This window comes from Novosphingobium kaempferiae, from assembly GCF_021227995.1.
Classification (GTDB): Bacteria; Pseudomonadota; Alphaproteobacteria; order Sphingomonadales; family Sphingomonadaceae; genus Novosphingobium; species Novosphingobium kaempferiae.
This window is the reverse complement of record NZ_CP089301.1, coordinates 2,622,469-2,634,780: the sequence shown is the minus strand read 5'-3', so window position 1 is coordinate 2,634,780 and position 12,312 is coordinate 2,622,469. Positions and strand designations below refer to the sequence as shown.

Below are 12,312 nucleotides of genomic sequence, written 5' to 3'. Positions count from 1 at the left end.
AGCACTAATGGCCAACCAGCGCATCTCCCGCGTCTTCGGCGCGGTCAACATCGGTTCGTTCCGCATCTCCGCGATCGTCGCGGGGATCAACGAGGTCGGCGACATGGTCGTGCTCGGCTCGGGCCACCGCGCCAGCCAGGGCATCAAGCGCGGCTACGTCACCGATATGGCCGCTGCGACCTACGCCGTGCGCGACGCGATCGACCGTGCGGAAAAGATGGCCGACACCGCCGTCCAGAAGGTCTGGATCGGCTGCTCGGGGGCAGGGCTCGCCAGCCGCATCGACCAGTTCGATGCCGAGATCGGCGGCCGCCGCATCGAGCAGGAGGATATCGACCAGCTGCTGATCTCGGCCAAGGACGTGATCCAGCCCGATGGGCGCATGGTGCTTCATGCGCAGCCCGCGCAGTACCGTCTCGACGGGGCGCATGGCGTCGGCAATCCCAAGGGGCTGCATGCCGAGCGGCTCGGCGTCGACATCCACATCATGCTCGCTGACGGCGCGCCGATCCGCAACCTGACCGAAGCGGTGCAGTCCGCGCATCTGGAGGTGGAGGCGGTCGTCGGCTCGCCGATTGCGGCGGGTCAGGCCTGTCTCTCGCCCGAAGAGCGTGACCTTGGTGTCGCTCTGGTCGAGTTCGGCGGCGAGGTGACGAACGTCGCGATCTACGAGCAGGGGATGCTCAAGGACATGATGTCGATCCCGATGGGTTCGGCCGACATTACCGACGCCATCGCTTCGGCTTTCGGAATCCGCCGTTTCCAGGCCGAGCGCCTCAAGTGCGTCAACGGCTCGGCCATCGCCAGCCCGCACGATCATCGCGAGATGATCCCCGTCAATGCGCCGGGCGAGGAAGGCACCGGCCCGATCGCCCGCCATGCCGACGACAAGAACCGCATTCCGCGCGCGGAACTGATCGGCGTCATCACCGGCCAGCTCGGCACGCTGATGGAAGAGGTGAACAAGGCGCTCAAGACGATGCGCTTCACCGGCCAGCGCGGCAAGCAGGTGGTCTTCACCGGCGGCGGCGCGGAACTGGTAGGTCTGGCCGACTATGCGCAGGCTGCCATCGGCAAGCCGGTACGCATCGGCCGCGTCGCGCAGCTTTCCGGCCTTGCCGAAGCGCATGTGAAACCGGGCTTCTCGACGCTGGCGGGGCTGGTGCTCTACGCCGCCGCAGACCCGGTCGATATCCGCGCGCTGGGCCGCAGCCATACGAGCACGGTGCGTCTCGGCAAGCTGGGCATGGTCGGACGCGTCTATCAGGCGCTGCGCGAGTACTTTTGAACATTCTTAAGGGCTTGAAGACCAGCCGTGCAAACTGGGCGACCAACTTGGTAAAAATGGCGGAATTGGCGGCTTTGGCTGTGGACAAAGGCCTATGATGCTTTGCTTAGTCGAATCGAAGCATGCAATCAGAGTGGTCAAGGAATTTTCTTCGCGCGTGCCTGCAGGAGAGCGAAATGAGCATTAACATCGGACCCCCGGCGATCGAGGAACTTCGTCCGCGCATCCTGGTCATCGGCGTCGGCGGAGCCGGCGGCAACGCGATTGCCAATATGATCCATGCCCAGATCGAGGGCGTGGACTTCGTGGTCGCCAATACGGACGCCCAAGCGCTCAACAACTCGATCGCGGAAACCCGCATCCAGCTTGGTCCGGACATCACGCAGGGTCTCGGTGCCGGCGCGCGTCCGGAAGTGGGCCGTGCGGCAGCGGAAGAAACCCGTGAGGAGCTGGAGCGCCTGCTCGACGGCGTCCACATGGTCTTCATCGCGGCCGGCATGGGCGGCGGCACCGGCACGGGTGCGGCCCCGATCATCGCGCAGGCCGCGCGCGAAAAGGGCGTCCTGACGGTCGGTGTCGTCTCCAAGCCCTTCATGTTCGAAGGTACGCGCCGCATGCGCGCCGCCGACTCGGGCATCGAGGAGCTGCAGAAGCACGTCGACACCCTGATCGTCATCCCCAACCAGAACCTGTTCCTGGTGGCAAAGGCGGAAACGACCTTCAAGGAAGCCTTCACGCTAGCCGATGAAGTGCTCCAGCAGGGCGTGCGCTCGATCACCGACCTGATGATCATGCCGGGCCTCATCAACCTCGACTTCGCGGACGTTCGTTCGGTCATGGGCGAGATGGGCAAGGCGATGATGGGCACGGGAGAGGGCGAAGGCCCGAACCGCGCCCTTGAAGCCGCCGAGCGCGCCATCGCCAACCCGCTGCTCGACGGCGTGTCGATGCAGGGCGCGAAGGGTGTCATCATCTCGATCATCGGCGGCGACGACATGAAGCTGCTGGAAGTCGACGAAGCCGCCAATCACATTCGTGAGCTGGTCGATCCGGACGCGAACATCATCTGGGGCTCGGCGTTCAACCCGGACCTACAGGGCAAGATCCGCGTCTCGGTCGTCGCCACCGGCATCGAACAGACCACGGAAATGGCCGAAATCGCCTCGCGTCCGCTAAATCTCGGCGCGTCGCGTGGCCCGGTTCGCCCGACCTATCAGGCTCCGGCGGCTCCGGTCTATCAGGCGCCTGTCACCCCGACGCCGGCTCCCGCGCCCGCTCCCGTGGCACAGCCTGCCCCGGCTCCCGAGCCCGCGCCGTTCGCATCACCCTCGCAGGCCTACGAGCCTTCGGCAGAGCTGGAGCTCGGTGCCGAGGACGAGGCGCAGGACGCCCCGGCAACTGGCGGTTTCGCCGGTCTGCGTGGCATCCAGAAGGAACCGCTCGACCTCAGCTTCGAGGCTCCGGTGGAGCCCGCTCCGGCTCCCCGCCCGCGCACTCAGGACGAACTGCTGTTCGACGGTGGTCAGTCGGCTCCGGTGCCGCCGCGCCCCAAGCCGGCCGGTGGCGGCAGCACGCTGTTCGAACGCATGACGAACCTCTCGCGTCCGCGCCCGGGTGCCGATGCAGGTTCGGACGAAGATGAAGGCGACGGTGGCTCGATCAGCATCCCGCGCTTCCTCGGTCGTCAGAACAACCAGTAAGGTCCGTTGAGGCGGAGGCAGAGCGGAACTGCCCCGCCTCCGGCCCTTCGGGTCGCACCCGCGTTCGTTCAAGGTTCATCTGCGCCGGTTCATGGCGCTTGCCTGCGCGCCGATTGGCGCGCGGAGTCGTTTGGCCGATCGACTGGTCATCGACTCGTCTCACAGTTAACTGAGGCCCAGCTGTCGTCGTGGGGAGGGCGGCTGCGCCGGTCGGACGACAGAGGATTTGCGGGTGGATCACTTGGTATCGCGGTTGCTCGGCGGCGTGGCGCTTGCAGGCGCTCTGGGCTGGGCTCCGATGGCATCCGGGCAGTCCGCCCCTGTGGTTTCCCGGCCAGTAGTCCAGTCGCTCCCGAGCGAGGACAACAAGAAGTTGAGCGCCGCGCTCGCCAGGCTAGGCCGCGATTCACGCGATGTCGCCGCACTGATCGACGCGGGCGATGCCGCCAGCGCCCTGCATGACTACGATGCGGCCATCGGCTTTTACCGCCGCGCCGACGAGGCGAGCCCCGGCAATGCCCGCGCAAAGGCCGGGCTCGGCAGCGCCTTCGTCCATACCGGCGACCCGGTAAGCGCCATCCCCTATTTCGACGCCGCCGAAATGGCGGGCGCTTCCACAGCCTCGATTTCCGCCGACCGTGGACTGGCCTACGATCTCGTCGGCGACAACGTGGCGGCGCAGCGATACTACGCGCTGGCGCTGCCGACGCTGTCGGGAGACAAGGCCGACGACTTGCGCAACCGCCTTGCGATCAGCCAGGCCATCGGCGGCAATGTCGATACGGCGTACACCACGCTGTTGCCGCTGCTGAACAAGCAGGACAAGCCGGGCTGGCGCACCCGCGCGTTCACGCTGGCTATTGCGGGAGATACCGATCAGGCGGTCGAGGTGGCAGGCAAGATTCTCCCCGGCCAGCTCGCCCAGAACATCGCGCCGTACCTGCGCTATATGCCTCGTCTCACTAAGGCGCAGCAGGCGGCGGCGGCCAACCTCGGGCGCTTTCCCCGCGCTTCGGAGATCGGCCGCGACGATGCGCGTATCGCCGCGTATGCGCCGCCGCGCTCGACCGCTGCCGGTGGAGGGCTGATTCCCAAGGGCGAGCCGCTCGGCGGCGGAACGGCGGCAAAGCTGGCGAAGGCGACCAAGCCTGCGCGCACCCGCTCGACGCGCAGCGAGACGCAGCAGCCGACGCGCGTGACCTCGTCCACCGCGCCCGCGCGCACGGCGACGGTCGCCGCGATCGACCCCGACCGCGTGGCGCCACCCGAGCCGAAGCCGACCATCGAGCGCGGTTCGGGCGAACTGCCGCCGATCAATCGCCCTGCCGAGCCTGTGAAGGTGGCGGAAGCGCCGAAACCGACGCCTGCGTCAACGCCCACGCCTGCCCCGACACGCACCGCGCTGGCGACGGCGCCTTCCACCTCCGCCCGACCTGTGACGCCCGGCTTCGACCTTGGGCGACTGCCCGCGGCACAGGCGGCTGCCACGCCGACGCCAGCACCTGCTCCTACACAGCAAGCAGTTGCCCGCACTCCAGCCGCAACGCCTGCCAGTGCTCCTCCGGCACCCGGTCCGAGCCAGCTATCGCTGTCCGAGATATTCGCCGATATCGGCAAGCCGACCGCCGAGACATTGCCCGCATCGGGCGCGGTCGACATCCGCCTGATAACCCCCGCCGTACCGCCGCCGCGCGTGACTTTGCCCAAGGTCGAAGAGGCCAAGGCTGTCGATGCGAAGCCGGACACGAAGCTCGCTGATGCCAGGCTGGCGGATGCGAAGGTGGCCGAAACCAAAACCGTCGATCCCAAGGCGAAGCCGGATGCGAAGAAGACTGCCGTCGCCAAGGCAGCCGAAGCGAAAGCCAAGGCTCTGGCTGATGCAAAGGCCAAGGCAGATGCCGAAGCGAAGGCCAAGGCGAAGAAGCCCTCGCATCCCAGCCGTATCTGGGTGCAGATCGGCGTCGGGCGGAACAAGGACGCCATCGCCTTCGACTGGCGTCGCTACACGCGCGAAAGCGCGGCGCTGCTCAAGGGGCGCACGCCCTACGTCAGCGAGATGGGGCGCACCAACCGCATCCTGATCGGTCCGTTCGCCACGCAGAAGGCCGCGAACGCCTTCCTTGCCGATGCGAAGAAGCAGGGTTTTTCGGACGCGCTGCCGTGGACGAGCCCGGCCGGGCAGGTCGTCGATCCGCTCTCCGGCCAGTGAGGGCGGCGGGTTGGCTGGACTTGTGTTAACCCGTATTCACTTTTATCCACACGCTGTGAACAGGCTTGTGCAGTTATGCGCAGGCGATGCGGGGCAGGTGGATTGTGCTTGCCCGCCCGCAGGCAGCATCCATGCACCCGTATTCGCGGAGGGCTGATGTCGCAGATTATGAGGACCGTTCAGGACGATATCGACCGGGACGACGAGGCTGCCCCCGTGGAGATGCTGGCTTCGCTGTTCGAGGCGCGCGACTGGCCCTTCGAGTATTCGGGCGAGGACGAGATCTCGGCCGAGATCAAAGGCGCCTGGGCGACGTACCAGTTCCAGGCGATCTGGCGCGCCGAGGATCAGGTGCTCCAGCTCCTGTGCCTGCCCGACATCCGCATCGCAGAGGGCAAGCGTGCTGCTGTCTACGAGGCGCTGGCGCTCATCAACGAGCAGCTCTGGCTCGGCCATTTCGACGTCTGGTCGAACGGCGGCGTGGTGCTGTATCGCCACGGCCTGATGCTCGGACCGCACGGGCTGCTGGGGCCGGGCGAGGCGCAGATGGTGGTCGAGGCCGCGATCGAGGAATGCGATCGCTTCTACCCTGTGTTTCAGTTCATCCTGTGGGGTGACAAGACGCCGACCGAGGCGCTCTCCGCCGCAATGGTGGACGCCGCCGGGGAGGCCTGAGCCTCCTCTTGCCGATGGTCCCGGCGGGCTCTGTCCGCTTGGCCCTTGGCACGTCCGATCCACTCGCCTAAGCCGCGCCCCTGCAAGCATAGGGGAACGCATATGGACCGGTTTCAGAACATCCTGCTCGTCGGTTGCGGCAACATGGCGGGCGCCATGCTGACCGGTTGGCTGGCCGGCGGTATCCCGGCCTCGCGCTTCACCGTCGTCGATCCTCGTATCGAGAGTGTTCCCGAGGGTGTCACCCTGCGTCGCGAACTGCCGGCCGACGGGCGTTTCGACGCGATCCTGCTGGGCGTGAAGCCGCAGGGGCTCGATGATGTCGCCCCCATGCTGAACCCGCTGGTGGGGCGCGAGACTGCGCTGTTCTCCATCCTTGCGGGCGTCGAATTCGACAGCCTTGCCGCGCGCTTCCCTCGGGCGGGGGCGCTGGTCCGGGTGATGCCGAACCTCGCCGCTGCTGTCGGCAAGTCGCCGATCGCGCTCGACGCGCGCGGGCTCGACGAGACCGGCCGTGCCGCCGTCACCACTTTCATGGAGCCGCTCGGCACGCCTGAATGGCTGGCGGGCGAGCACCTGTTCGATGCCGTCACCGCGCTTGCGGGCTGCGGCCCGGCGTTCGTCTACCGTTTCATCGACTCCCTTGCCGCAGGCGCTGTCGCGCTCGGCCTCGACGAAGGGCAGTCGCAGCGCCTCGCGCTGGCGATGGTCGAGGGGGCTGGTATGCTGGCGGGCGCTTCCGAGTTCTCGCCGGGCGAACTGGCCGACAAGGTGGCGAGCCCCGGCGGATCGACCCGCGCAGGCATGAACGTGCTCGACGAAAACGGCGCGCTGGCCGCAGTCGTCGCCGCGGCCATGACGGCCTCGCGCGACCGTAATGCCGAGATGGCCGCCGCCGCCCGCAAGGCGTGAAAGTCCAATTACATCCGTTTTACACTTTGTCACAAATGACGAACTGCGGTTGTTCTTGAAACTTTTACGGCCCGGCGCGATATTCACCTCTGAGCGGGACCGCATTGTGCTGGCTTTCCGCTGAAGGGAGTTTGAAATGGCGAATTGGAACGACCCCCAGCCCCGTCAGGGCTTCGGTGCGTCTCCGAGCCGTGATGGCACCGACCTCGGGCGCGCTGACGGCCGGACCGCCTACGACGCCGGTCTGCGTCGGCACATGCTGTCGATCTACAACTACATGGCCTCGGGCGTGCTGCTGTCGGGTATCGTCGCGATGCTCTTCGCGCCTTATGCGGTGCAGATGATGCAGTCGCCGATCAAGTGGCTGGTCATGCTCGCCCCGCTGGGCTTCGTGTTCGCCATCAGCGGCGGCGCGCAGCGCTTCAGCGAGGGCACGCTCAAGGTGCTCTACTGGGCCTTCGCGGCGATCATGGGCGTTTCGCTCTCGACGATCTTCGTGATCTACACGGCGACCTCGATTGCGACCACGTTCTTCGCGACCGCTGCGGCTTTTGCGGGCCTCAGCCTCTACGGCTACACCACGAAGAAGGATCTGTCGGGCTTCGGCACGTTCCTCATCATGGGTCTGGTCGGCATCCTGATCGCCTCGCTCGTGAACATCTTCGTGGGTTCGAGCGTACTGCAACTGGTGATCTCGATCCTGGGCGTGCTGATTTTCGCGGGCCTCACCGCCTACGACACGCAGATGCTCAAGAACCAGTACTACCATCTGCGCGGCACCGACTTCGTCGGCAAGGCCGTGGTTCTCGGCGCACTGAGCCTGTATCTGGACTTCATCAACATGTTCCAGTTCCTGCTCAGCTTCCTCGGTCAGCGCGACTGACGTGCGGCCGGGAGTGGGATAATCGCCACCGAAACGGAGGAAATTTGCCTCCGAAGCGATTAATCCACAGTGCAGATTCATATAGTCATGATGCCCGGTGCGTTTCGTCGCACCGGGCATTTGCTTTATCGACTCGCGGCGTTAGACCTTTCGCGCCGCGCGATGGAGAAAGATCGGTGAACCAAGGGTTTGAGATGAAGGTGAAAGAGCAGGGGCGCCGCCGCCTTTCGTTGCTGGCGGGCTCGGCTGTCGCCGTCACGCTCGCCGTGCTGGCTGGATGCGCCAAACCACCGCCGCCGCCGCCACCCCCGCCGCCGCCGGTCGTGGTGATCCCGCCGATGCCGACCCCGCCGATGGGCGCGCCGCTCGAAATGAGGACGCCGCCGAAGACCGAGGATGGGACGCGGCAGACCGTGAACTACGGAATTTCGACGTCGCAGGCGGTCTGGAACTTCCGTTCGGCCTACAACGTGGCTGCGCTGAACTGCATTGAGGTGCAATTCACGCCGATCCTCGATGGCTACAAGCGCATGCTCAAGGTCTACGACAAGTCGCTGGACCGGGCGAGCAAGGAAATCGACGCGAGCTTCCGCACGCAGCACACGGGCCGCGCCGCCATCGTCGCGCGCGAGACGTACCAGACGCAGGTCTACAACTTCTTCTCGCTGCCGCCGGTGGACTCCGCGTTCTGCCAGGCCGCGATGGAAGTGAGCGTCGAACTGCAGACGGTCGAGCCGAGCCAGTTCGAGAACTGGTCCTACACCGGCCTCGCCAGGCTGGAGGCGCCGTTCAAGGCGTTCTTCGACGCCTACGACCAGTACCGCGCAGACCTCGCCGCATGGCAGTCGCGTTACGGCTCCAACGGCCTCATCACAGTGCGTCCCACGTCGGAGCAGGTCATGGCACAGCCCAACGCCGGTCAGCCTCAGGCGACGGTGCCGCTGGCGCAGTGAGGGCCGTGAAGGGCGCGAGAATCTTCGCGCCCTCCATTTTTGCTCTTCCGCGCGGGTGCTCTCTTCGCTAAGGGGGCGCTCCCGGAGTGGAGACGCTCCCGGAATTGATACTGGAACGGGGCCGTAGCTCAGCTGGGAGAGCGCGTCGTTCGCAATGACGAGGTCAGGGGTTCGATCCCCCTCGGCTCCACCAGTATCGCACATTGCAGGCATGTCCGGACGAGCCGGGCACCACCCGGCCCGAGAGACGGCCGGGTTTTTTGTTTATCTGCGGCCAGCGGCATTCAGCGGGGTTTTGACCCCGACAGCCGGGACCGGTCGCGAAGGAGGCGCCCCTGAACGGCGCCGAAGGCGATTGGACCCATGCATTTTCTCGACCAGGCCAAGATCTATGTGCGTGCAGGCGGCGGTGGCCCCGGTGCCGTCAGCTTCCGGCGTGAGAAGTACGTCGAGTACGGCGGCCCCAACGGCGGCAACGGCGGCAAGGGCGGCGATATCATCTTCGAGGCCGTGCCCGGCCTCAACACGCTGATCGACTTCCGCTACACCCAGCACTTCAAGGCTCCGCGCGGCGGCCACGGCATGGGCCAGAACCGTAACGGCGCGGCGGGCAAGGATCTGGTCATCAAGGTGCCGATCGGTACGCAGATCATCGCCGACGATGAGGATCGCGACACCGTGCTCGTCGACCTGACCGAGGCGGGCCAGCGCGTCACCTTCCTCGAAGGCGGCATGGGCGGGCGCGGCAACGCCAGCTACAAGACCAGCACCAATCGCGCCCCGCGCCAGCACCAGCCCGGCATGCCGCCCACGGAACAGTGGGTGTGGCTGCGCCTCAAGCTGCTGGCCGACGTCGGCCTCGTCGGCATGCCCAACGCGGGCAAGTCCACGTTCATCAACGCGCTGTCCAACGCCAAGGCGAAGGTGGGCGACTATGCCTTCACCACGCTGCGTCCGCAGCTGGGCGTGGTGAACCACAAGCACCGCGAGTTCGTGCTGGCCGACATCCCCGGCCTGATCGCGGGCGCGGCGGACGGCGCAGGCATCGGCGACCGTTTCCTCGGCCACATCGAGCGTTGCCGCGTGCTGGTCCACCTCATCGACATCTCCAACACCGATCCGGTGGAGGCGATGAAGGTCGTCGAGGAGGAACTGGAAGCCTACAGCGAACTGCTGGCCGACAAGCCGCGCCTCGTCGCGCTGAACAAGGTCGATCTGGTCGACGATGCGCTGGCGGAGGAATACGCCCGCGAACTGCTCAAGGCGGGTGCGGACGAAGTGTTCCCGATTTCCGGCGCGACCGGCAAGGGCATGCCGCGGCTGCTCGACGCGGTGATCGACTACCTTCCGGCTGCGACCGTGACTGAACGTCCTACGGGTGAGCGCGAAGAGGCCGACGACACGCCCTGGTCGCCGATCTGATCCATCGTCGTCCCGGACTTGCTCCGGGACCGCTGGCCGTGAACGACGGTGCTGTCGGCAAGGCGCTCTGAAGCAAGGTCGCGCCTGAAGACAGCCACCGGTCCCGGATCAGGTCCGGGACGACGTGGTTCCGGCCAAATGGCCCAACCTTGCGCTTTCCACAACTCAGGCTTTCCCCTAGAGGCTGGCACTCCCATGCCCATCGCCCGACTCTCCGACCTCGCCGATCCTGCACTTTCGCCCCGCCTCGTCATCAAGGTGGGCTCGGCCCTGCTTGTCGGGCCGGAGGGCGTGCGCCGCGCGTGGATCACGCAGCTGGTGGCCGAAATCGCCGAGGCGCGCAGCCGGGGGCAGGACGTCATCGTGGTGTCCTCGGGCGCGATCGCGCTGGGGGCGGCGACGCTGGGGCTGGAGAAGGGCGGGCGCGGCAGCCTTGCCGACGCGCAGGCGAGCGCCGCCGTCGGCCAGATCGCGCTGTCGGGCCTCTGGGCCGAACTGCTCGGCGCGCATGGCATCACCGCGGCGCAGATGCTGCTGACGCTGGAGGATCTGGAGGACCGCCGCCGTTACCTCAATGTCACCGCCACGCTGACGCGCCTGCTCGATGCGGGCGCGGTGCCCGTCATCAACGAGAACGATTCGGTGGCGACGCAGGAAATCCGCTTCGGTGACAACGACCGCCTTGCTGCACGCGTGGCGCAGGCGGCGCAGGCGAGCGCGGTGATGCTGCTTTCCGACATCGACGGCCTCTATGACCGCCACCCCAAGCTGCCCGGGGCGCAGATGATCCCGGTGGTCGAGGGCGTCACCGCCGAGGTTCGCGCCATGGCGAGCACGGAATCGAACTCCGGCATGGGCTCGGGCGGCATGGTGTCCAAGCTGCAGGCAGCCGAGATCGCCGAACTGGCGGGCATCTGCCTCGTCATCGGCAATGGCCAGCATGAGCGACCCGTCGCGCGCATCGTGTCGCAGGGCATCGGAACCCTGTTCGTTCCGAAACGCAAGGCCGCCGCGCGCAAGGCGTGGCTGGGCGGGCGGCTGCGGCTCAAGGGCGAGATCGTCGTCGACGACGGCGCGGCGGCGGCGCTGGGGCGCGGTTCCAGCCTGCTGGCCAAGGGCATCACGGCGGTCGAGGGCGTGTTCTCGCGCGGAGATCCCGTCGCCATCGTCGATGGGCAGGGCAGCGTGCTGGCGCATGGCCTGTCGGAATACGACGCGGCGGAATGTGCTGCCATCGTCGGCCTGCATTCGAGCGATCAGGAGGCCGTGCTGGGCTACGCGCCGCGCTCCTCCGTGGTCCACCGCGACCAGATGGTGCTGAAGTGAGCCGCCGTCGCGGACCCATCCATCGCCCGGTCATCGCCCTGACCGGTGCGACAGGCTTCGTCGGGCAGGCAGTGCTTGAGGCCGCCATCGAGGCGGGCTTCGCGGTGCGGGCGCTGACCCGTCGCACCCAGCCGGAACGCGAGCATGTCGACTGGATCGGCGGCGAACTGGGCAATGTCGCCTCGCTCGTCGATCTCGTGCGCGGCGCCGAGGCGGTGATCCACGTCGCGGGCGTGGTCAGTGCGCCCGATACCGCCGGGTTCGAGGCGGGCAACGTCACCGGCACGCTCAACCTCATCGAAGCGACGGTGGGCGAGGGTGTGCGCCGCTTCGTTCATATTTCCTCGCTCTCCGCGCGCGAACCCGAGTTGTCGGCCTACGGCGCGTCAAAGGCGCGGGCCGAGAAGATCGTCATGGCCAGCCCGCTCGACTGGACCATCGTGCGTCCGCCCGCGATCTACGGGCCGCGTGACAAGGAGATGTTCGAGCTGTTCCGCGTGGCGCGCTGGGGCGTGATCCCGATGCCGAAAGCGGGCCGCGCCTCGATGATCCACGTCGAGGATCTGGCGCGCCTGCTGGTGGCGCTGGAGCCGGGCGGACTGTCGGTGACGGGCAAGATCTTCGAGCCGGACGACGGCAAGCCGCAGGGCTGGGAGCACTTCGAACTCGGCCTCGCCATCGGCTGGGCGCTGGGCAAGCGGCCCCGCGTGATCGGCCTGTCGCCCGCGATGCTCCACCGCGCGGCGCGCATCGACAATTTTTTGCGCGGCCCCCGCGCAAAAATGACGCTCGACCGCGCGGCTTACATCAGCCATCCGGACTGGGTGGTCTCGCCCGAGGCTGCGCCGCCGGTTGCGCTCTGGCGCCCGCGCGTGGAAACGCGCGAGGGGCTGAAGGCGACGGCGCAATGGTATCGCGAGCACAAGTGGCTCTAGAAGGACTGT

General features: G+C 67.0%; 10 protein-coding genes and 1 tRNA gene. All 11 read left to right on the top strand.

Annotated elements, in window-relative coordinates; translation table 11 throughout:
- Positions 1-7 precede the first annotated feature (7 nt).
- The 11 genes from ftsA to LO787_RS11880 all read left to right on the top strand — a co-directional run bounded on the left by ftsA (position 8) and on the right by LO787_RS11880 (position 12,303).
- Complete coding sequence (gene ftsA / locus LO787_RS11930) at positions 8-1,288, top strand: cell division protein FtsA (RefSeq protein WP_232496045.1); 1,281 nt, start codon at positions 8-10, stop codon at positions 1,286-1,288.
- Positions 1,289-1,464: 176 nt separating this feature from the next.
- Positions 1,465-2,988 (top strand): cell division protein FtsZ, encoded by a 1,524-nt coding sequence (gene ftsZ / locus LO787_RS11925; protein WP_232496044.1) that lies wholly within the window; start codon positions 1,465-1,467, stop codon positions 2,986-2,988.
- Positions 2,989-3,220: 232 nt separating this feature from the next.
- The gene (locus LO787_RS11920; RefSeq protein ID WP_232496043.1) at positions 3,221-5,197 is read left to right on the top strand and encodes an SPOR domain-containing protein; all 1,977 of its coding nucleotides are present in this window, start codon (positions 3,221-3,223) and stop codon (positions 5,195-5,197) included.
- 168 nt (positions 5,198-5,365) lie between these two features.
- Positions 5,366-5,872 (top strand): type III secretion system chaperone family protein, encoded by a 507-nt coding sequence (locus LO787_RS11915; protein WP_232496042.1) that lies wholly within the window; start codon positions 5,366-5,368, stop codon positions 5,870-5,872.
- A 102-nt stretch (positions 5,873-5,974) separates the two neighbouring features.
- Entirely contained in the window at positions 5,975-6,784 is an 810-nt protein-coding gene (locus LO787_RS11910) for a pyrroline-5-carboxylate reductase family protein (RefSeq protein WP_232496041.1), read from the top strand.
- Positions 6,785-6,920: 136 nt separating this feature from the next.
- Positions 6,921-7,667: a Bax inhibitor-1/YccA family protein gene (locus LO787_RS11905; RefSeq protein ID WP_232496040.1), complete on the top strand. Its 747-nt coding sequence runs from the start codon at positions 6,921-6,923 to the stop codon at positions 7,665-7,667.
- A 176-nt stretch (positions 7,668-7,843) separates the two neighbouring features.
- A complete protein-coding gene (locus LO787_RS11900; RefSeq protein ID WP_232496039.1) occupies positions 7,844-8,620 on the top strand; it encodes a hypothetical protein in 777 nt (258 codons plus the stop codon).
- A 117-nt stretch (positions 8,621-8,737) separates the two neighbouring features.
- Positions 8,738-8,813: transfer RNA gene (locus LO787_RS11895), tRNA-Ala, on the top strand.
- Between the two features lie 170 nt (positions 8,814-8,983).
- The gene (gene obgE, locus LO787_RS11890; RefSeq protein ID WP_232496038.1) at positions 8,984-10,042 is read left to right on the top strand and encodes a GTPase ObgE; all 1,059 of its coding nucleotides are present in this window, start codon (positions 8,984-8,986) and stop codon (positions 10,040-10,042) included.
- Between the two features lie 195 nt (positions 10,043-10,237).
- A complete protein-coding gene (gene proB / locus LO787_RS11885) occupies positions 10,238-11,368 on the top strand; it encodes a glutamate 5-kinase (RefSeq protein WP_232496037.1) in 1,131 nt (376 codons plus the stop codon).
- Positions 11,365-12,303, top strand: a complete 939-nt coding sequence (locus tag LO787_RS11880) for an NAD-dependent epimerase/dehydratase family protein (RefSeq protein WP_232496036.1) — start codon at positions 11,365-11,367, stop codon at positions 12,301-12,303. Before proB ends, LO787_RS11880 begins: the two co-directional genes overlap by 4 nt.
- Positions 12,304-12,312: the final 9 nt, after the last annotated feature.